The sequence below is a fragment of the Pseudocitrobacter sp. 73 genome, assembly GCF_008369545.1.
GTDB classification, from domain to species: domain Bacteria; phylum Pseudomonadota; class Gammaproteobacteria; order Enterobacterales; family Enterobacteriaceae; genus Pseudocitrobacter; species Pseudocitrobacter vendiensis.
In genome coordinates this window covers 146,387-167,130 of record NZ_VTZO01000008.1, presented here as the reverse complement: position 1 = coordinate 167,130, position 20,744 = coordinate 146,387, and the positions used below count along the sequence as shown (strand labels likewise).

The window sequence follows — 20,744 nt, the reverse complement described above, 5'->3', positions numbered from 1 at the left end:
CAAATTTTCGTTGAGGAAGCTGTTATGGTTCAGCGTATTACCCTGGCGCCGCAAGGGCCGGAATTTTCACGTTTCGTCATGGGATACTGGCGTTTGATGGACTGGAACATGTCCGCCCGTCAGTTAGTGAGTTTTATTGAAGAGCACCTCGATCTGGGCGTGACGACGGTCGATCACGCCGATATTTACGGCGGGTATCAGTGTGAAGCAGCCTTCGGCGAAGCGATGAAGCTTGCGCCGCATCTGCGCGAACGTATGGAAATCGTCACCAAATGCGGTATCGCCACCACCGCGAAAACCGAAAACGTGCTGGGCCACTATATTACCGACAGCAAGCACATTATCAGCAGTGCAGAGCAGTCGCTGATTAACCTGGCGACCGACCATCTGGATCTGCTGTTGATTCATCGCCCGGACCCGTTAATGGATGCCGACGAAGTGGCAGAAGCATTTCTGAACTTGCACCAGAGCGGAAAAGTGCGCCACTTCGGCGTGTCTAACTTTACGCCCGCACAGTTCACGCTGTTGCAGTCGCGCCTGCCGTTTACTCTGGCAACCAACCAGGTAGAAATCTCCCCAATTCATCAACCAACGATTCTGGACGGCACGCTGGATCAACTCCAGCAAATGCGTATTCGCCCGATGGCGTGGTCCTGCCTTGGCGGCGGTCGCTTATTTAACGATGATGAGTTTCAGCCGTTGCGCGCTGAACTGGCGCAAGTGGCTACAGAGCTAAACGCTGCCAGCATCGAGCAGGTGGTTTACGCCTGGGTGATGCGTCTGCCGTCGAAACCGTTGCCAATCATCGGTTCCGGTAAAATCGAACGTGTACGTTCGGCGATTGAATCCCAGTCGCTGGAAATGACGCGTCAGCAGTGGTTCCGCATCCGTAAGGCTGCGTTGGGCTTTGACGTTCCCTGAGCCATTTCCCCGACCTCCGGTGAAAAACGTGTCCCTGGTTTACACTTAACGGGGACACGACAGTAACGGAGGTCTCATGAAACGATTTACTCTGACGATCCTTGCGCTGGCTTTTTCTGCTGGCGCACAGGCTGCGGGTGACAATGTTGAAATGAATCTTGTCACATCCCAGAGCGTCGGCCAGTCAATTGGCAGCATCAAAATTAGCGAAACGGATAAAGGGCTGGAATTTGCGCCCGATCTCAAAGCATTGCCACCTGGAGAACACGGTTTCCATATCCATGCCAACGGCAGTTGTCAGCCCGCCATCAAAGAGGGGAAAGCCAGCGCAGCGGAGGCCGCAGGAGGGCATTTCGATCCTGAAAAAACCGGTAAGCATGAAGGGCCGGATGGTAAAGGCCATCTCGGGGATTTACCTGCGTTAATCGTGGATAAAGACGGAAAAGCGACCACGCCGGTGTATGCGCCACGCCTGAAAAAATTAGCGGACATTGAAGGCAAAGCGCTGATGATCCACGTCGGTGGCGATAACATGTCCGATCATCCCAAGCCGCTGGGCGGCGGCGGGGCGCGCTATGCCTGTGGGGTGATTAAGTAGTGCGTTCGGTAATCGTTCCGACTACCGGCGCTTGTTCCAGCTGCGATAATGAGCAGTGTAGTCGCCAGACAATCGACGCCAGTTCACGGGCGGCCGGCTGGTGATGATGGGACAGTGCCTCGGAAATACGTTGTAATTCCTGTAATGACGTGGTGAGCGGACGTTGCTGGACGCCGCGCTCGCTCATCACATCGCGCAGCAGGCTGATACAGAGATCGCGTACCTGTGAAAGCGGGTCCGAACGTGCTTCCCAACTGCGTAATTGCCATACCACATGACTGCAGTTCAACAGCACCACCCCCCAGCGGAGCAGCCAGCGCCGAGCCAGTTCATCCTTACTGTTACTTAACTGACTGATATGATGGTAAACCAGCGACTCAAAATCGTGCTCGCTGTTGTTGGGATGGCGGCTGAGTTGATCAACGAAGTGACGCCGTAACGCACGAATATGGCGACGGCTTTTTCGCGCATCGGAGCCGGGTTTTAGTACCGCAAACGCCATCCATGCCAGCCCAACGCCGAGGATCTTAGCCAGATTATCATTCAGAAAATCCGCAAAGTCATAAACCGGTGGATTGGTCACGGCGATAAACGAGCCCATAAAGACAATCAGTTGCCCCCACAGCCCGGCGCGCTTCGGCATTTGTAATTTGAGTAACTGCATCGTGGTCAGCAGCGGAAACAGAAAAAGCAGAAATTGCCATAAATCGGTTACTTGCACCATCAGGCCAAATTTAACCACAAAGCTGAACAGAGAGAGCAGCACCAGGGTGCGCATCAATAGCGTCAGTGAGTTAAACGGCGAAGGTGAAACAGAATAGAGTACGCAGCAAATAGCGGATAAGGTCAGCGCGGCTGCGCCCGACTCCCATTGCGTGCTGATAGCCCACGCGCCGACAGCCAGCAGGGCGCAGAAAGTGCGCACGCCGTTCCAGGCGGCTTCCGCATGGTCCGTATGGCGCATCAGGGCGGGGGCGGCAGGTACGGAAAATTCAGAAACGGCGGTCGCATTTTCCAGCCGCGAAAGCCATCGACTGCTGCTGAGATATACCCGGCAAAAATACCGCAGGCGATCCCAGAATGCGCGATGGCGGTAATCCTGCTGGTCGGTTGGAGCCAGCGGCGCAATAATCCGCGCGACGGTGTAGATATCGCAACCGGGCCGCGCCAGCGCCTGCAAAAGTTGTTCAATCACCGGGCGAATGTTCTCCGGTGGATTGGGCCAGTTGAGCAGCATGCGTCGCAGGCTCGAGATCACACTGGTAAGCCGCAGTTGCTGGTGGAGAAGCGCATTCAATAGCGAGTTTTGCTGACGGAAACGATAATGGCTCCAGAATGCCTGAATACGCAGCAGGTTCATGGTAAGAATTTGGCCGATGACGCTTTCATGCGCGGTGCGAATCGCATCGGTCGTCACCGGTTGCCAGAGCAGGCTGGCGTGTTCCAGCAGGCGGGCATGCATATTTTTCAGCGCGGTCAGCAGTGCGGTGCCATCAGACGTACTGGGCAGGATCATCATCATTAACCCACCGCATAAAATGCCGACAATCACTTCGCAAACACGCGCCTGAGCGATAGTCCACAATTCGGTAGCGTCGGCGACGTTGATCACCGGGAACGCGATAATGGCGCAGGTATAGCCCGCAAGCTGAAAGGCGTAGGCCACGTTGTTGGTGAACATCGCGCACGCCCAGGTGCAAAAGCTTATCCAGCCAGCCATACAGACTAAAAAGAGCCACGGATCGGTTAAGGTGTGACCGGCAATAATCACCGCCGCCCAGGCACCAAACAGGCTTCCGGCGATACGACCAAAACTCTTACTGATTACGCCGCCGACGGTAGGGAAACTCACCACCGCCGCAGAGGTCATCGCCCAGTAGGGTTCATCGAGTTGCAGGTAGTAGGCGATGGTCAGCGCCAGACACATGGCGATACCGTTACGTAATGCGTATCGCCACTGCGCCGGGGTTGCCTTAAACCAGGGCAGTGACGCCAGGCTCAGACTCGGTAGGGTCATTTTTGGCTGCCAATCGACACGGAGCAGGTGGTCCCGGCGACCAGCACAACGTCATCCGGCAGGCTATCAAATTCGATACGCACCGGCACACGCTGTGCCAGGCGAACCCACGGGATATTGGGTTTGATGTCGGCCACCAGGCTGCTGTCGCTCTCCAGACTTTGGTCGTAAATCGCGCGACCAATACTGTTAACGTGACCCTGTAACGTTTTGCCGTTGCTGTAGAGCTGGATAGCGGCACTGTCGCCTGGTGCGATATGGCGCAGCTTGGTCTCTTCAAAATAGCCGACGACATAGAATGAGTGACTGTCGATCAGCGCAAACACCGGTTGGCCCTGAGTGGCGTAGTTGCCGACGCGTGTAGACAGGTTAGTAACCCAGCCGTCGACCGGCGCTTTGACGAGGGTTTGCGTCAGCTGCCAGCGGGCATGTTCAAGCTCTGCGGCGGCGGCATCCTCGGTGGCTTTAGCGGCTTTGACCGACATATTTGCGCTATCAAGATCTTCTGCTGAAATATAATTATGCGGCAGGTTCTGACGGCGGGTGGCTTCATGGTTAGCTTTCACCAGGTCGGACTGCGCTTTTGCCAGCTGCGCTTCGGCGTTCATCACGGCAATGCGCCATGGCGTTGGATCAATCTCAAACAGGACGTCGCCTGCTTTAACAAACTGGTTGTCCTTCACATTCAGCTTCAGAATGCTGCCGGAAACCTGCGGGGTAATATTGACCTGCTCTGAGCGGATTTTCCCGTCGCGCGTCCAGGGTGACTGCATATAGTAGTTCCAGCACAGCCAGACCGCGATTGCCGCCAGAGCAGCAACCAGAAGCGTAGAGAAATATTTTAATTTTTTCATTTAGATAGCTTCACCACAGAACCAAAATCAGCAACGCGCCACATACAGACAGGGCAAACAGCGAGAGATCCATCAGCAGGGGATGCCAGATATCGCCCGCGTACATCCAGTCACGGAGTTGCTGGTGCGCAACCAGCCAGATAAGAAAGCCGAGCAGGACGGCTTTAAATAGCGGTGGGAAATAGATTGAGGCACCCACCATGAGGTCTTGCAGCGGTAGTCCCGGGAGTTGAAGAATCGACTTCACAAGCAGAAATCCTTTGCAATTGAAGAGTTAAGACTCGATAGTGAGCGTAACGCTAACGAAATGCAGGCAATTTTAACACAGTGTAAATCATTGCTCTGCTTTGCGCGTAGGCAGCAATGCATTTGTTTTGAGTATTTAAATACTGCACACTATTCTAAAATCAGTATAATAACTTAGCAAGCTAATTATAAGGAGATGAAATTGGAATCGCCATTAGGTTCTGATCTGGCACGGTTGGTGCGCATTTGGCGTGCTCTGATCGACCATCGCCTCAAACCTCTGGAACTCACGCAGACGCACTGGGTAACACTGCATAATATTCATCAGTTGCCCCCAGAGCAGTCACAGATCCAGTTGGCTAAAGCGATCGGCATCGAGCAGCCGTCATTGGTTCGCACGCTGGATCAACTGGAAGAGAAAGGTCTTATCTCTCGCCAAACGTGCGCAAACGATCGTCGTGCTAAGCGTATAAAACTGACTGAAAAAGCCGAACCATTGATTGAAGAGATGGAAGCGGTGATCAGTAAAACACGCGGCGAGATTCTTTCTGGGATCACGCCGGAAGAGACTGACCAACTGGTTGCGCTCATCCATAAGCTGGAACAAAACATTATCGATCTGCAATCCAGAGATTGATTGTGTTCGTCAGAAGCCCTGCCAGAAGGCAGGGCTTTTTACGTCTTATTCCCACACGACCACGCGGTTACGTCCGGCTGCTTTTGCCCGGTACATCGCTTCATCCGCCCGACGCACGCACTCTTCTACGTTAACCGTCAGGTCAGTGGCGGTGAAAACGCCCATACTGATAGTGATAGGCTCCGGCAATTGCGATTGACTACTTTCCGCGTCCTGGCTGGCAATGGCGACACGAATACGTTCGGCAATCCCTTCAGCAACGTTCGAGGACGCGCCGACCAGCAGCAGGGCGAACTCTTCTCCACCAATGCGTGCAGCAATATCATTTTGTCGAACAGAATCCTGCAGAACCTTCGAAACAAACTGAATCACCTTATCACCCTGCAAATGGCCGTATTTGTCGTTGATACGTTTAAAATGGTCCAGGTCACTGACAATCACCGAGACAGGTTGCCCGCTAGCGACTTTTGGCATCAATGCGGTAAAGGTGTCATAGAAATAGCTACGGTTAAAAAGTTGCGTCAGCGGATCGCGGATAGAGTTTTGATATGAATGCATGTAACGGGTATTGGACTGACGGTAAAGCGTGAAGACATCGCAGAGTAGCACCAGAATCAGGAACAGGGTAGAGATGGTCTCGAACAACCGGGCCTCATACCAGGTGTACCCCGCGCTATGCCCCGATGACATCAGAACAATCAGCGTAAAGATGTAGCATGCGCAGAAAAACGCTCCGCTATACCAGAATATATTATTCAGCTTCGTCACAATAAGAATTGTCAGCAAAGCGACAACCCACAGTGCAATTAACCCCCATCCCAGTTGGTTTCCCCATAATTGCGTAAACTGATAAGTGTTATTATCGACAAAATTGACACTAAGTAACTCGTAATGACTAGAGTAAAGCCAGGACAATAATAGCATGCCCGACGTAAACAGGAGGATAACTACGAGAATAATCGTATGAATTTTTACGGTATGCATCTCGCGTTTTTTCAATGCGTACAAAATGACGGCGAAAATAAAAAGAAGCGCCATCATGATATTGCGAAAGAAATAAAAAATCAGCGTGTCGTTATAGTTAACTTTTGTTAAGCCGGTACACATAAACCAGTCAGGGAAACTGTCCAGCGTGCCCAGCATCAGAATGGCAGAGCCTGCGAAGGCAAGGGCTATCGGCGTGAGATAAAGACGATGTTTATCGCAGGAGTATTTCATTATCATGAAGGCGGCAATCATGCCATGGAAAACCATTAGAAAAATAGTCAGGATAGGAAAAAGTAGCGGTGCTATCGTAGGGGTACGATGAATTATTGCCGCCGAGAAGTGGTTAAGGATAACAATCCCCAAAATACAAATGGTGAAGTAAACCAAAAAACGTTGTAACGGTAACTTCAATTTCATCAACATAGAGGGCATTCCAATATTATTCGGAGTGAAAATACTCACGGCTTCACAGGGCATCCATCCCGGTGGGATTAATCTTAGATGAATTTAACACAGAGAATATTGTTTTGGCGCAAGTAATATATGCGTTATATGGCATATTTATATTCACGTCGTCAATAATTCTAATGGAATGGTGGGGAATGTAAGGAATTGTCAGCAGATTAAATAAATGGCGTGACCCGATTGGGCCACGCTGATAGGTCATTAACGCGGGGAGACAGTCACCTGGCTGCCATTGCTCGCCATCACGACGCGCTGGCCTGCAGAGAAGCGTGTATCACCCTGTTTCTGTACTACCATGATGGTATTACCGTCATCTTTACGAATTTCCAGCTCAACGCCCTGAGTTTTGTTCATCGCGCCCTGGACACCCTGGCCGGCTACGCCACCCGCGACGGCACCTGCTGCGGTTGCCAGTGAACGGCCTGTACCGCCGCCAATGGTATTCCCGAGGAAACCACCCAGTACCGCACCGCCGATAGCGCCAATGACGTTGCTATCGTCGCCGCCCTGAATCTGTACCGGACGCGTGTTAACGATGGTACCGTAGGTGACATTCTGAACCTGCTTGGCTTCGGAAGCTGAATAGACATCGCCGGACAGACCGCTGCTGCTAACGCACCCTGCTAACGATAAACCGATCATAGAAGCGGTCAAAACACGTAACATCATTTATGAATCTCCTGTTCACCAAGAAACGCCCTTACGAGCATCCGTATCAGGTAATTATATGGTATTTGCACATGGCAGGTTATATATTCTGCACGACTATGAGCAAATAATAACGTGGATTAACTTAACCAACGTTAAACACTCCTTCTGAAGACCGCACATTTTTTATCCAGATGTGGGCTTGCTGTATAAAATATCACTAAAAATTATTATTGCATCATAGCATTGGTCATTGCTTTATGGTGGAGTGTAATTCCACTGCTTATGCAACTAAGGAAGGCGTATGAAATCAGGCCGTTATATTGGCGTGATGTCGGGAACCAGTCTCGACGGGGTTGATGTTGTGCTGGCGGCAATTGATGAAAACAGCGTGGCACAACTGGCCAGCCTCGCGTTTCCTATTCCCATTGACCTGAAAGAGGCGGTGTTGGCCGTATGCCAGGGGCAACAGCTGACGCTTTTACAGTTTGGTCAGTTAGATACACGTCTGGGAAGGTTGTTCGCCGATGCGGTGCTGGCGCTGATGAAACAGGAAAATCTGCGGCCTGAAGATATCGTGGCGATAGGGTGTCACGGGCAAACCGTCTGGCATGAACCCACAGGTGATGCGCCCCATACGCTGCAAATTGGCGATAACAATATTATTGCGGCGCGAACGGGGGTCACCGTGGTAGGCGATTTTCGCCGTCGCGATATGGCGTTAGGTGGCCAGGGCGCGCCGCTGGTGCCTGCATTCCATCATGCATTGCTGTCACACCCTGATGAGCGACGAATGATTCTCAATATTGGCGGGATTGCCAACCTCTCTTTGCTGATACCGGGTCAGTCGGTTCGCGGTTTTGATACCGGCCCAGGCAATATGTTGATGGACGCCTGGATCTGGCGCAATCTGAAAAAACCGTACGACAAAGATGCGGCATGGGCCAGCGAAGGCAAAGTGCTGTTGCCGCTGTTGCAGGAGATGCTTTGCGACCCGTATTTTGCCGCACCTGCACCGAAGAGCACCGGGCGCGAATATTTCAACTACGGCTGGATCGAACGCGTCCTGGGGCAGTTCCCGGCGCTACGTCCGCAGGATGTGCAGGCAACACTTGCTGAGTTAACGGCCACCACCATCAGCGAGCAGGTGTTGCTCAGTGGTGGTTGCGATCGTCTGCTGGTGTGCGGCGGCGGTAGCCGTAACCCGATGGTGATGACGCGCCTTGCCGGCATGCTGCCGGGAACGGAAGTTGCCGCGACGGATGAATACGGTATCAGCGGGGACGACATGGAAGCGCTGGCCTTTGCATGGCTTGCCTGGCGTACTCTTGCCGGTCTACCGGGAAATTTACCTTCGGTGACGGGCGCTTCGCAGGAGAGTGTTCTGGGCGCTATTTTTCCAGCTAATCCGCGCAAATAGGAGTTTGCTGAAATCTTCCTGGCGTGCTGCACGATAAACTCAGGGAAAAGGGAGGATTCGTACCTCCTGTGGACCAGGAAAGTCGTAAGGCACGCCAATGAAAAAACTACTTATCGCTGTTATTCCTTTAATGCTGGCTGGTTGCAGCACCTACAACCAGTTTATGGAACGGATGCAAACCGACACGCTGGAGTACCAGTGTGATGAGAAACCACTTACCGTCAAACTGAATAATCCGCGCCAGGAAGTCAGCTTCGTTTATGACAACCAGCAGTTGCATCTGCCGCAGGGGCTATCGGCATCCGGGGCGCGTTATACTGACGGCATTTATGTTTTTTGGTCGAAAGGCAACGACGCTACCGTCTACAAACGTGACCGTATCGTGCTGAATAACTGTCAGTTACAAAACCCCAAGCGTTGAGATTTTCACCCGGGCGGCGCACAATAACGCTACCCATTTCTGACAATCACAATCGCTATGTCCAATAACGACGAATTGCAGCAAATTGCGCATCTGCGCCGAGAGTATACCCGTGGCGGTCTCCGCCGCCGCGATCTTCCCGCTGACCCGCTGACGCTGTTCGAGCGCTGGTTGTCTCAGGCTTGTGAGGCGAAGCTTGCCGATCCTACCGCGATGGTGGTGGCGACCGTTGACGAAAACGGGCAACCCTACCAGCGTATTGTTTTGCTCAAGCACTATGATGAAAAAGGCATGGTGTTCTACACCAACCTGGGCAGCCGCAAAGCGCACCATCTGGAACAGAATCCGCGTATCAGCCTGTTGTTCCCCTGGCATACGCTGGAACGTCAGGTGATGGTCACCGGCAAAGCGGAGCGTCTCTCTACACTTGAAGTGGTTAAATACTTCCACAGCCGCCCGCGCGACAGCCAAATTGGTGCCTGGGTATCAAAACAATCGAGCCGTATTTCTGCGCGCGGCATCCTCGAAAGCAAATTTCTTGAACTGAAACAGAAGTTCCAGCAGGGCGACGTCCCGCTGCCGAGTTTCTGGGGCGGATATCGCGTCTCTATCGAACAGATGGAGTTCTGGCAGGGCGGTGAACACCGTCTGCACGACCGTTTTTTATATCAACGCGACGTGAACGACTGGAAAATCGACCGACTCGCGCCTTAAGGGCAAAATTGTTGCGTTAAGCGCTGGTGCTAAAAGGGCTGGCGCTTTATTCTATATCCCTTTCGCGTCAGGCGAAAAAGTCGTGTACCGACAGAGGTGCAGTCGTTTATACATGGAGAATTTGATGGCAAGCAGTAACTTGATTAAACAATTGCAAGAGCGGGGCCTCGTGGCCCAGGTGACGGACGAGGAAGCGTTAGCAGAGCGACTGGCGCAAGGCCCGATCGCGCTCTATTGCGGCTTCGATCCCACCGCTGACAGCTTGCATTTGGGGCATCTTGTTCCATTGTTATGCCTGAAACGCTTCCAGCAAGCGGGCCACAAGCCTGTAGCACTGGTAGGTGGCGCAACCGGTCTGATTGGCGACCCGAGCTTCAAAGCTGCCGAGCGTAAACTGAACACTGAAGATACGGTTCAGGAGTGGGTGGATAAAATCCGCAAACAGGTTGCGCCGTTCCTCGATTTCAATTGTGGCGACAACTCAGCCATTGCTGCGAATAACTACGACTGGTTTGGTGGCATGAATGTGCTGACCTTCCTGCGTGATATCGGCAAGCACTTCTCCGTTAATCAGATGATCAACAAAGAAGCGGTTAAGCAGCGTCTGAACCGTGACGATCAGGGCATCTCCTTCACCGAGTTCTCCTATAACCTGTTGCAGGGCTATGACTTTGCCTGCCTGAACAAACTGCACGGCGTTGCGCTGCAGATTGGCGGATCTGACCAGTGGGGCAACATCACCTCCGGTATCGATTTGACCCGTCGTCTGCACCAGAATCAGGTATTCGGCCTGACGGTTCCGCTGATCACCAAAGCAGACGGTACCAAGTTCGGTAAAACCGAAGGCGGCGCGGTATGGCTCGATCCGAAGAAAACCAGCCCGTATAAGTTCTACCAGTTCTGGATTAACACCGCTGATGCTGACGTTTATCGCTTCCTGAAATTCTTCACGTTCATGGACATTGAAGAGATCAATGCGCTGGAAGAAGAAGACAAAAACAGCGGTAAAGCCCCGCGTGCCCAGTACGTTCTGGCCGAACAGGTTACTCGTCTGGTCCATGGCGAAGAAGGTCTGGTGGCAGCAAAACGTATTACTGAAAGTCTGTTTAACGGCACCCTGAGCGCGCTGAGCGAAGCAGACTTCGAACAGCTGGCACAGGATGGCGTACCGATGGTTGAGATGGAGAAAGGCGCTGATTTGATGCAGGCGCTGGTGGACTCTGAGCTTCAACCGTCTCGTGGCCAGGCGCGTAAAACTATCGCTTCGAACGCGGTCACCATCAATGGTGAGAAACAGGCCGATCCGGAATATACTTTTAGCGAAAGCGATCGTCTGTATGGCCGCTACACGCTGCTGCGTCGTGGTAAGAAAAACTACTGCCTGGTGTGCTGGAAGTAATTCAGCGCAACAGAAATGAAAAAAGGGCGTGAGAAATCACGCCCTTTTTTACGTCTGAAGCGGCATCTTGCCGGATGGCGCTTGCGCTTATCCGGCATTGTTTAGTGTTATTTAAGACCTTCCGCCGCCATCGCTGCCGCAACGGCAGGACGCGCCGCGACCCGTGTCATATAGGCCGCAATATTTTTATAACCGCTCATCTCCAGTTTTACCGCAAATGCCCAGCGCAGGACGGTAAACAGATACGCATCGGCAATCGTAAAGCGCGAGCCGCTAATCCATTCACAATCGGCAAGCTCGCTATCGATATAGGCCATTTTTTTGTCCAGCAGCGCGCGAGCAGTCGGTTTGTAATCTTCAGGCGTATCCGGGCGGAACAGGGGAGTAAAGCCCTTGTGCAGTTCGGTAGCGATGAAGTTAAGCCATTCCAGCGTTTTATAGCGGCTGATGCTGCTGACCGGTGCGAGAAGCTGACGGTCGGCGACGCTGTCGGCAATGTACTGCATGATGGCAACGCCTTCGGTCAGAACGGTGTTGTCGTCCAGCTGGAGCGTGGGAACCTGTCCTTTCGGGTTGGTTTGCAGGAAATTTTCCCCGGTTTCAGTCACTTTCTTTTGCAGGTCTACGCCCACGAGTGTGAAATCCAGCCCACTTTCACGTAGCGAAATATGCGACGCGAGGGAACAGGCACCGGGTTTATAAAACAGCTTCATGGCGAACTCCTTCTGGCAGATGTCATCGGTTTTTTATCTTGTGCCACGCAGAGGTGACGAAGGGCATCTCGCTATGTTAGTGCCAGCGATGATAAAAAAAAAGCCGTTAACTCGCGTTAACGGCTCAAATTCAAATGTTTCCCGATGACATTACGCGGAAGCGGTTTTCTGCGCAGTTACGGTTTTGTCGTCGTCCTGAGTCATGCGATTCAGTTTCGACGCGGTCAGCAGCATCAGCACAGCGATAACACCGGTAGCAACGCCAATCTGCAGGAAGACTTTACCGTAGACGTCCAGTGACATCAGCGGGTCTGTAACGTTTTCAGGTACTGCCATCAGGTTCGCCACACGACCAGCAATCAGTGCCGCACCTGCAGTGGTCAGGAACCAGCTACCCATGATGAAGCCCATCAGACGCTGCGGAACCAGTTGTGCAACCATTGCCAGACCAAGTCCGGAGATCATCAGTTCACCGATACTCTGCAGGCAGTAGCTCAGGATCAGCCAGTTTACGGAAACGATACCTGCGTCGGTGGCGAATTTCGCACCCAGCGGCAGCACCAGGAAGGCACCAGAGCAAAGCACCATACCGATAGCAAACTTGTGCGGCATCGGCAGACGGTCGCCCATCTTGTTGTAGATAGCGGCCAGAATCGGGCTACCGATGATGATCCAGAACGGGTTCAGCGCCTGATACTGTTCCGGCTCAAACGCGATACCCAGAATGGAATGCTCAACGTTACGGATGGCGAAGAAGTTCAGCGAGGTCGGCATCTGGCTGTAGAGAACGAAGAACACAATCGCTTCCAGCATCAGGATGAACGCCACAATCATTTTACGGCGTGCAGCACCCTGCATTGCGAACGCTTCTTTACCAAAGATAATCACAATACCCAGCGCAACCACACCCAGTACCATGCGTGCGATATCCTGGTTGTGCAGCAGCCAGGTCGCGATAGTGACCAGAACAACAACACCCACGATAGTCAGCAGCAGGTTACGGTAGTTAATTGGCTCAAAGTCAGGTTTAGAACCGTACTGTTTCACCCAACGCTGGCAGAACGCGAAGTTCACAACGGTAATCAGCATACCCACAACGCTCAGTGCGAACGCGACGCTCCAGCCAAATTTCGCAGCCAGCCACGGCGTTGCCAGCATAGAGAAGAAGGAACCGATGTTGACGGACATGTAGTACATGGTAAATGCACCGTCCAGACGTGGGTCATCTTTCTCATAACAGGTAGACAGCAGGGAAGACGGGTTCGCTTTGAACAGGCCGTTACCGACCGCAATGGTCGCCATACCCATGTACACAATAGCGGCGTCATGACCAGACCATGCAACGAGCGCATAACCAATCGCCAGCACAATTGCGCCCAGCATAATAACGCGTTTAGTCCCCAGAATTTTGTCGCCCAGCCAGCCGCCAATAGCGACTAAACCGTAGACCAGGGCACTGAAGGAGGAGAACAACGTAATCGAATCGGCTTCGGACATACCCAGTTGTTTAACCAGGTAGACAGCCATAATACCTTGCAAGCCGTAGTAACCAAAACGTTCCCAAAGTTCGATCGAGAAGATCAAATAGAACGCTTTTGGTTGTTTAAAAGCGTTCAAACTTACGCTTTCAGTTGGTTTATTGTTTGCAGTAGACACATATACCTCTTTTTTTACATCCCATTTTAACGGGGCGTTACTGGGCGGAAATTCGTATCGACATCCGCCTTTATAGTTATTCTGGAGGGGAAACGGGGAGTAATGTTCACTATCCCGTGCTTTCGCACAAGGCTTTTGTCATACTCTGTTACAAATACGTAAGTTACTACAAATGACCAGATATATAAATGTTATTTAGATTTAAATTTTACGCATCGCCATTAGGTAGCGTTTTACTCTGCTGACCGGGGCGAAAAATGGCGTAGTGACCATATCTTCTGCTGATTCGCTTTTGAAGTAGTGATATAGCCTGGATTCTGAAAAATAACTGGTTGATCGTCTCGTGTCATCACGATGACACATTGAATTGATGGGCGTTATATGAGCAGAAGATAACATCGAGATAACATAATGTTACCATGCTGTTCAAAATCAAATGAATATAGAAAATTCAGGTGATAAAAAAAGAATTAACCAGAATAAGTGTTTAATGCATGGCATTCACACCACTAATTTCCCATATTCTAATGATTAACAGCGTAACGGCAGAGAATAGTGGCGGCACAAGTAGGAGAAATGGCCGCCTTGAAAGGCTAGATATCGACCTTCTCTTTGAATTCACAGAGATCTTCGATGATGCAGGAACCACAACGCGGTTTGCGGGCAATGCAGGTGTAGCGGCCATGGAGAATCAACCAATGGTGGCAATCGACCTTAAACTCTGCCGGTACAACTTTCAGAAGCTTTTCTTCAACCTGCTCGACGTTCTTGCCGGGAGCAAATTGCGTGCGATTACAGACGCGGAAGATATGGGTATCAACCGCGATGGTCGGCCAGCCAAACGCGGTATTAAGCACCACGTTGGCCGTTTTGCGCCCCACGCCTGGCAGCGCTTCAAGCGCCGCGCGATCTTCCGGGACTTCACCATTATGCAACTCTATCAGCATCCGGCAGGTTTTTATCACGTTCTCGGCTTTGCTGTTAAACAGGCCGATGGTCTTGATATAAGACTTCACGCCGTCCACGCCCAGCTCCAGCATCGCCTGTGGCGTATTAGCGACCGGATAGAGTTTTGCCGTGGCTTTATTGACGCTCACATCCGTCGCCTGTGCGGAAAGTAGCACCGCGATCAGCAGCTCGAAAGGGGAGCTAAAATTGAGTTCAGTGGTCGGATGCGGGTTGTTGTCCCGCAGGCGGCTTAAAATCTCCAGCCGTTTTGCTTTATTCATCAGGCCTTCTCAGCAGTTTCAACGCCGACGTCCGTGGCAGGCACGGCTTTCGCCTTGCGTTGTTTCGTCCGTTCATCAATCAGATATTTAATCGCCAGCAGCATGCCCAGGCCAATAAAAGCACCTGGCGGGAGCATCGCTAACAGGAAAGGGGTATCGGTATGAAACACTTCGATACGCAGTACTTTCGCCCAGTTGCCCAGCAGACCGTCCGCGCCGTCGAACAACGTACCATTACCTAACAACTCGCGGAGGGAGCCCAGCACAAACATGGTGCAGGTCGCGCCCATGCCGATAGCAAAACCATCCAGAGCCGATAACGCCGGCCCTTTTTTGGCAGCAAAGGCTTCAGCACGCCCCACGACAATACAGTTGGTCACGATCAGCGGGATAAAAATCCCCAACGACTGATAGAGGCCGAAGGCGTAAGCGTTGATCAGCATTTGCACGGCGCTCACGACCGAGGCGATAATCATCACGTAGATAGGAATACGAATCTCCGCAGGCGTCCAGCGACGCAGGCAGGAGATGGCAAAGTTGGTTAACGTCAGAACCAGGGTGGTGGCCAGACCGAGCCCCAACGCATTGGTGGCCGTTGACGTCACTGCCAGAAGCGGACACATTCCCAGCAACTGAACCAGTGCGGAGTTGTTTTTCCACAGCCCCTGGACAATAACCTCTTTGACTTCGCTCATGGTTTACTCTCCACAGGCCTGCAGGTTAGAAAGTTGATTCGGTAACGTTTGAGCGTAAAGCCCGGCACGTTTTACCGCATTTACAACAGCGCGAGGCGTAATGGTCGCGCCGGTAAACTGATCGAACTGGCCGCCATCTTTTTTCACCGCCCACGTTGCATCGCTCTCGCCCGCAATGGTTTTCCCGGCAAAATGAGTGATCCAGTCGGAAATTCGCAGCTCAATTTTATCGCCCAGTCCCGGTGTCTCGTGATGCTCAGTCACACGGCTGCCCAGCACGGTACCGCTGAAATCAGCACCGACCAAAAGCTGAATGGCGCCAGAGTAGCCATCCGGTGCGGTCGCTTCCATTACGGCGGCAACGGCCTGTTCGCCCTGACGCGCAATATAGACCTTATGCGTACCTTTCCCAAGTGCCGGTGCGGTAACCAGATAGCAGCTTTGCAGCAAATCGTTATTATAGCGGTCCGCCGGAATCACCTGTTCAAACAGTGCGTTCTGCTGTTTAGCTGCCTGATCGGCGATGGTGTTTTTAGTCAACTGGTCGATAGCCGCCGTCAGACCGGTTGAGCCTGCGGCAAACAGTGCCAGGGTTACCCCGTGCTTACGCATCGTTTTTAACATCATCAATCCTCAGCGATGGCCGTAAACGCGCGGGCGCGTATAGTAGTCAATCAACGGTACGGTAATGTTCGCCAGCAATACGGCAAAAGCAACGCCATCCGGGTAACCCCCGAAGCTGCGAATCAACCACACCAGCAGGCCCGCCAGCGCACCGAAAATCAGGCGTCCACGGTTGGTGGTTGAGGCGGTCACCGGATCGGTCAGAATAAAGAATGCACCCAGCATGGTCGCGCCGGACAACAAATGCATTTGCGGCGAGGCGACATTTTCCGGGTTAAACAGCCAGCCAAGTGTTGCACAGACGGTCAGACTCAACAGGAAGCTCACCGGAATGTGCCAGCGTATGGCGCCTTTCCACAGTAAAAACAGCCCGCCTGCCAGATATGCCAGGTTGACCCACTGCCAGCCAATGCCTGCCAGCGCACCGTGATAAATCGACGATTGCATGATGCTCTCTACTGAATGACCTGCATGGAGCGACGTTTTAAAAGTATCCAGCGGTGTGGCCTGGCTGATGCCATCAATGCCCATTTTCAGCGCATTCATGTCCTGGCCCGCAGTGGTGTGGCCGGTGAAAATAACCTGTAATGCGTCGATAAAACCGGGTGTGTTGGCGGCAATTTCATGCGGCGGTAGCCAGGAGGTCATCTGCACCGGGAAGGAGATCAGCAGAACAACATAGCCAATCATCGCCGGGTTAAACGGGTTCTGCCCTAAGCCACCATACAACTGTTTGGCGATGATCACCGCAAAGGCGGTGCCCAATACCACCATCCACCACGGGGCGAAAGGTGGGATACTGATGGCCAGCAGAATGCCGGTTAGCCAGGCCGAGTTATCGGCAAGTGTTGCAGCAATAGCCTGCTTACGCAGACGCAATATGAACGATTCCGTCGCCCAGGCCGTCAGCGAGGCCAGAAGAAGCTGAATCAGGGTTCCCCAGCCGAAAAACCAGCTTTGCACCGCGATGCCGGGTAGGGCGGCCAAAATCACCAGCATCATGATACGCGATGTCTGGCGTTGGTTATGGGTATAAGGGGAACTCGCTATCTTGAAAACCATTTATTCCTCGTTTACAGCTTGCGCGGCTTTTTTCGCCTGAACGCGGGCAATCGCTGCCGCAACGGCCGCTTTGCGTGGATCATCATTGGCAGCCGACTCATTTGCGGCCTGTTGTTCGGCTTTACGCGCTTTGGCGCGCGCGATGGCGGCTTCAACGGCGGCCTTACGCGGATCAACGGCTTCCGCTGTTGCCGCAGGTTCACTGGCCGCTTGCTGCTCTGCTTTACGCGCTTTGGCACGTGCAATAGCGGCTTCAACCGCGGCTTTTCGCGGATCAACCGTTTCCGTGACCGCGACGGGCTCACTGGCCGCGTGCTGCTCCGCTTTACGCGCTTTAGCGCGTGCAATAGCGGCTTCAACGGCGGCTTTACGCGGATCAACCGTTTCCGTGACCGCGACAGGCTCACTGGCCGCGTGCTGCTCCGCTTTACGCGCTTTAGCGCGTGCGATGGCGGCTTCGACAGCAGCTTTGCGTGGATCAACCGTTTCCGTTACAGCAACAGGCTCGCTGGCCGGTTGCTGCTCCGCTTTACGGGCTTTGGCCCGCGCGATAGCGGCTTCAACGGCGGCCTTACGCGGATCAACGGCATCACCGCTTTCAGATGATTGTTTTTCTGCCTGTGCAGCACGGGCTTTCGCCTTGCGTGCTTCGCGGGCTGCAATTACGGCGCTGTTATCAGGCAGTGCGCCTGCTTTAATGATGACCGGCTGCGTGGCCTGTTGCTGCTTCTCTTTCACGCGTGCCAGTGCGGCATTGATCGCATCCTGATCTTTCGCTGCGGGCTGTACGGCTGCTTTTTTATGGCGCTCCGCACGCGCCAGTTTTTCACGCTCAAGACGGTTCTGACGTGCTTCAAAGCGGGCTTTCGCTTCTGCGGCACGCTGCTCTTCGAGACGAATTGCTGATATTTCTGCTTTTTCCTGACGGAAGTACTGCACCAGGGGAATGCTGCTGGGGCAGACCCACGCGCAGGCGCCGCACTCGATGCAATCAGAGATATTATGCGCAGTCGCTTTATCGTGCTGCTGGCCCTTACTGAACCAGTAAAGCTGCTGCGGCAGAAGATCGGCCGGGCAGGCATCTGCACAGGCGCTGCAGCGAATGCAGCTTTTTTCTTCTTCAGGCACGCCCATTTCCGATGGCGATGGCGCCAGCAGACAGTTGGTGATTTTAACTACCGGGACGTCCAGCCAGGGCAGGGTAAAGCCCATTAACGGGCCGCCCATAATCACAAGCTGTTCGGCAGAAGGACAGAAACCCGCGTCTTCGAGCAGATGGCAGACCGGCGTGCCCAGACGCGCCCAAACGTTACCCGGCCGACTCACGGATTCACCGGTTAATGTCACCACGCGCTCGGTTAAGGGTTCACCGTCTATCACCGCGCGTTTCACTGCAAACGCGGTACCGACGTTTTGCATCAGTACGCCAATATCGGATGAACGACCGCCGTGTGGAACCTGCTTGCCAGTGAGGATTTGCGTTAATTGCTTCGCGCCACCCGACGGATATTTGGTGGGAATGACCCGCAGGCTGATATCATGCGCGCCCGCCAGCACCGCACGCAGCATTGATATGGCCTGCGGTTTGTTATCTTCAATACCAATCAGAATCTGCTGTGGTTGCAGAATATGACCCAGGATACGAATACCTTCGATAACCTGCGCCGCGCAATCCTGCATCAGCCGGTCATCCGCCGTGATATAAGGCTCACACTCCGCCGCATTGATAATCAGCGTGGTGATTTTATCGCCGCCGCCGCGCAGTTTTGTGCCGGTCGGGAAACCCGCACCGCCAAGGCCTGCGACGCCAAACTGATGAATTCGCTCAATCAATTCTTCACGCGAACGGTTCTGGTAATCGTGCCAGCCGTCGCGCGAGATCCACTGATCTTCGCCATCGGCATCAATAATGACGCTCATCTCCGGCAAAGCGGAAGGGTGTGCCGTGGCATGCGGCTCAATGGCGACAACGGTTCCGGAGGTTGGCGCATGTACAGGCAGCATTCGCCCCCAGCCGCGCGTCAACGGTTGACCGCGCAGCACGCGATCGCCGGGCTTCACGCACAACTCGCCTTCAGCACCAATATGTTGCTTCAGAGGAATGACGAAACGCTGCGCAAGGGGAACCTGGCGCAGCGGCGTGCCATTAGACTGAGTTTTCATTTCCGGTGGGTGAATCCCCCCATCGAAATCCCAGATTTTTTCTTTTCTGAACGCGGAAAATAACTTAAGCATGGTGTTCCACAGGAATATTACGTACCGGGATACTTTGCAGATCCCACTTCCAGCTGTCGGTTGTGGTGGCGACCGGGCGCAGTTCAATACACTGAGTCGGGCAGGGCGCAACGCAGAGGTTGCAGCCAGTGCAGAGGTCGCTCATCACCGTGTGCATCGCGCGGGTTGCGCCGACAATGGCGTCCACCGGGCATGCCTGAATGCACTTGGTACAACCGATACAGTTGTTTTCGTCGATCACGGCCAGCATCCGCGCCGGTTCCTGAACGGCGGTATCGCCGTCGACAGGTTGCGGATCGACGTTAAGTAATTCGGCAATTTTCAGCATTACCGCTTCGCCGCCGGGGGCGCAGCAGTTAATTTTTTCACCGTTGCTTACCGCTTCGGCATAGGGGCGACAGCCCGGATAGCCGCACTGCCCGCACTGGCTTTGCGGTAAGAGTTCATCAATTTTTTCAACTACCGGGTCATCTTCCACCGCGAAACGGCGTGAGGCGTATCCCAGTATGACGCCGAAAATCAGCCCTAAAACGCTGATAGCGGCGACGGCAATCCAGAAGGTCATCATTACAACTTCACCAACCCGCTAAAGCCCATAAACGCCAAAGACATTAACCCTGCGGTAATCAGCGCAATGGCGTTACCGCGAAACGGCGCAGGCACGTTCGACACCACCAGGCGTTCGCGAATAGAGGCAAACAGTACCATCACCAGTGAGAAACCGACGGCGGCGGAGAAACCATACAGCGCCGACTGCAAAAAGTTATGGCCGAGGTTAATGTTGAGCAGCGCCACGCCGAGCACCGCGCAGTTGGTGGTGATCAGCGGTAAAAAGATGCCCAGCAGACGATAGAGCGCCGGGCTGGTTTTGCGCACTACCATTTCGGTGAACTGCACCACAACGGCAATCACCAGAATAAAGGCCAGCGTGCGCAGATAAATCAGATTAAGCGGAATCAGGATCCAGGTATCAATCAACCATGCGCAAATGGACGCCAGCGTCATCACGAAGGTGGTCGCGAGCCCCATGCCCATTGCTGTTTCCAGCTTTTTGGACACGCCCATAAACGGACACAGCCCGAGGAACTTCACCAGGACGAAGTTATTTACCAGTACGGTACCGATAAAAAGCAATAAATAGTCAGTCATTATTCGACCTGTAACAAAAAAAGCCGCCTATTATCGCGGAAAGCGCGTTCATCG

21 protein-coding genes are annotated in these 20,744 nt (G+C 53.2%); 7 read left to right on the top strand and 14 right to left on the bottom strand.

What is annotated here, in order from left to right; all coding sequences use genetic code 11:
* Nucleotides 1-24: 24 nt before the first annotated feature.
* Both F0Q32_RS08020 and sodC read left to right on the top strand, forming a co-directional pair.
* Nucleotides 25-921 (top strand): aldo/keto reductase family oxidoreductase, encoded by an 897-nt coding sequence (locus tag F0Q32_RS08020; protein WP_149462630.1) that lies wholly within the window; start codon nucleotides 25-27, stop codon nucleotides 919-921.
* Between the two features lie 76 nt (nucleotides 922-997).
* A complete protein-coding gene (sodC, locus tag F0Q32_RS08015; protein WP_149462629.1) occupies nucleotides 998-1,519 on the top strand; it encodes a superoxide dismutase [Cu-Zn] SodC in 522 nt (173 codons plus the stop codon).
* Here the strand turns inward: sodC and F0Q32_RS08010 are convergent.
* Genes F0Q32_RS08010 through F0Q32_RS08000 form a run of 3 tightly spaced genes read right to left on the bottom strand, consistent with a single transcriptional unit; the run spans nucleotide 1,512 to nucleotide 4,592 of the window.
* The gene (locus F0Q32_RS08010) at nucleotides 1,512-3,536 is read right to left on the bottom strand and encodes an FUSC family protein (RefSeq protein ID WP_149462628.1); all 2,025 of its coding nucleotides are present in this window, start codon (nucleotides 3,534-3,536) and stop codon (nucleotides 1,512-1,514) included. The genes sodC and F0Q32_RS08010 overlap by 8 nt on opposite strands.
* Nucleotides 3,533-4,390, bottom strand: coding sequence for an HlyD family secretion protein (locus F0Q32_RS08005; RefSeq protein ID WP_149462627.1), 858 nt, complete (start codon nucleotides 4,388-4,390; stop codon nucleotides 3,533-3,535). The genes F0Q32_RS08010 and F0Q32_RS08005 overlap by 4 nt, the downstream gene beginning before the upstream one ends.
* A 10-nt stretch (nucleotides 4,391-4,400) precedes the next feature.
* Complete coding sequence (locus F0Q32_RS08000) at nucleotides 4,401-4,592, bottom strand: DUF1656 domain-containing protein (protein WP_051051017.1); 192 nt, start codon at nucleotides 4,590-4,592, stop codon at nucleotides 4,401-4,403.
* 240 nt (nucleotides 4,593-4,832) lie between these two features.
* Here F0Q32_RS08000 and slyA point away from each other — a divergent pair, with 240 nt between their 5' ends.
* A complete protein-coding gene (gene slyA, locus F0Q32_RS07995; protein WP_149462626.1) occupies nucleotides 4,833-5,273 on the top strand; it encodes a transcriptional regulator SlyA in 441 nt (146 codons plus the stop codon).
* A 45-nt stretch (nucleotides 5,274-5,318) separates the two neighbouring features.
* Here slyA and F0Q32_RS07990 read toward each other — a convergent pair whose 3' ends face one another.
* Both F0Q32_RS07990 and slyB read right to left on the bottom strand, forming a co-directional pair.
* Nucleotides 5,319-6,683: a GGDEF domain-containing protein gene (locus F0Q32_RS07990; protein WP_149462625.1), complete on the bottom strand. Its 1,365-nt coding sequence runs from the start codon at nucleotides 6,681-6,683 to the stop codon at nucleotides 5,319-5,321.
* Nucleotides 6,684-6,926: 243 nt separating this feature from the next.
* The gene (gene slyB, locus F0Q32_RS07985) at nucleotides 6,927-7,394 is read right to left on the bottom strand and encodes an outer membrane lipoprotein SlyB (protein ID WP_149462624.1); all 468 of its coding nucleotides are present in this window, start codon (nucleotides 7,392-7,394) and stop codon (nucleotides 6,927-6,929) included.
* A gap of 283 nt (nucleotides 7,395-7,677) precedes the next feature.
* Here slyB and anmK point away from each other — a divergent pair, with 283 nt between their 5' ends.
* From anmK to tyrS, 4 genes are all read left to right on the top strand, one after another.
* Complete coding sequence (gene anmK, locus F0Q32_RS07980; protein ID WP_149462623.1) at nucleotides 7,678-8,793, top strand: anhydro-N-acetylmuramic acid kinase; 1,116 nt, start codon at nucleotides 7,678-7,680, stop codon at nucleotides 8,791-8,793.
* 97 nt (nucleotides 8,794-8,890) lie between these two features.
* Nucleotides 8,891-9,214, top strand: coding sequence for a C-type lysozyme inhibitor (mliC, locus tag F0Q32_RS07975; protein ID WP_015964270.1), 324 nt, complete (start codon nucleotides 8,891-8,893; stop codon nucleotides 9,212-9,214).
* A gap of 57 nt (nucleotides 9,215-9,271) precedes the next feature.
* On the top strand, nucleotides 9,272-9,928 hold the full coding sequence (gene pdxH / locus F0Q32_RS07970) for a pyridoxamine 5'-phosphate oxidase (RefSeq protein ID WP_149462622.1): 657 nt from the start codon (nucleotides 9,272-9,274) through the stop codon (nucleotides 9,926-9,928).
* 124 nt (nucleotides 9,929-10,052) lie between these two features.
* Nucleotides 10,053-11,327: a tyrosine--tRNA ligase gene (tyrS, locus tag F0Q32_RS07965; protein ID WP_149462621.1), complete on the top strand. Its 1,275-nt coding sequence runs from the start codon at nucleotides 10,053-10,055 to the stop codon at nucleotides 11,325-11,327.
* 107 nt (nucleotides 11,328-11,434) lie between these two features.
* Here tyrS and gstA read toward each other — a convergent pair whose 3' ends face one another.
* From gstA to rsxA, 9 genes are all read right to left on the bottom strand, one after another.
* Nucleotides 11,435-12,040, bottom strand: a complete 606-nt coding sequence (gstA, locus tag F0Q32_RS07960; RefSeq protein WP_149462620.1) for a glutathione transferase GstA — start codon at nucleotides 12,038-12,040, stop codon at nucleotides 11,435-11,437.
* Between the two features lie 150 nt (nucleotides 12,041-12,190).
* Nucleotides 12,191-13,696: a dipeptide/tripeptide permease DtpA gene (dtpA, locus tag F0Q32_RS07955; RefSeq protein WP_149462619.1), complete on the bottom strand. Its 1,506-nt coding sequence runs from the start codon at nucleotides 13,694-13,696 to the stop codon at nucleotides 12,191-12,193.
* Between the two features lie 593 nt (nucleotides 13,697-14,289).
* Complete coding sequence (gene nth / locus F0Q32_RS07950; RefSeq protein WP_149462618.1) at nucleotides 14,290-14,925, bottom strand: endonuclease III; 636 nt, start codon at nucleotides 14,923-14,925, stop codon at nucleotides 14,290-14,292.
* Nucleotides 14,925-15,620 (bottom strand): electron transport complex subunit E, encoded by a 696-nt coding sequence (locus F0Q32_RS07945; RefSeq protein ID WP_149462617.1) that lies wholly within the window; start codon nucleotides 15,618-15,620, stop codon nucleotides 14,925-14,927. The genes nth and F0Q32_RS07945 overlap by 1 nt, the downstream gene beginning before the upstream one ends.
* A 3-nt stretch (nucleotides 15,621-15,623) precedes the next feature.
* A complete protein-coding gene (gene rsxG, locus F0Q32_RS07940) occupies nucleotides 15,624-16,244 on the bottom strand; it encodes an electron transport complex subunit RsxG (protein WP_149462616.1) in 621 nt (206 codons plus the stop codon).
* 9 nt (nucleotides 16,245-16,253) lie between these two features.
* Nucleotides 16,254-17,306: an electron transport complex subunit RsxD gene (gene rsxD, locus F0Q32_RS07935; protein WP_149462615.1), complete on the bottom strand. Its 1,053-nt coding sequence runs from the start codon at nucleotides 17,304-17,306 to the stop codon at nucleotides 16,254-16,256.
* Entirely contained in the window at nucleotides 17,307-19,541 is a 2,235-nt protein-coding gene (gene rsxC / locus F0Q32_RS07930; RefSeq protein ID WP_149462614.1) for an electron transport complex subunit RsxC, read from the bottom strand.
* The gene (gene rsxB / locus F0Q32_RS07925; RefSeq protein WP_149462613.1) at nucleotides 19,534-20,109 is read right to left on the bottom strand and encodes an electron transport complex subunit RsxB; all 576 of its coding nucleotides are present in this window, start codon (nucleotides 20,107-20,109) and stop codon (nucleotides 19,534-19,536) included. The genes rsxC and rsxB overlap by 8 nt, the downstream gene beginning before the upstream one ends.
* The gene (gene rsxA / locus F0Q32_RS07920; RefSeq protein WP_015964281.1) at nucleotides 20,109-20,690 is read right to left on the bottom strand and encodes an electron transport complex subunit RsxA; all 582 of its coding nucleotides are present in this window, start codon (nucleotides 20,688-20,690) and stop codon (nucleotides 20,109-20,111) included. The genes rsxB and rsxA overlap by 1 nt, the downstream gene beginning before the upstream one ends.
* Between the last annotated feature and the right edge of the window lie 54 nt (nucleotides 20,691-20,744).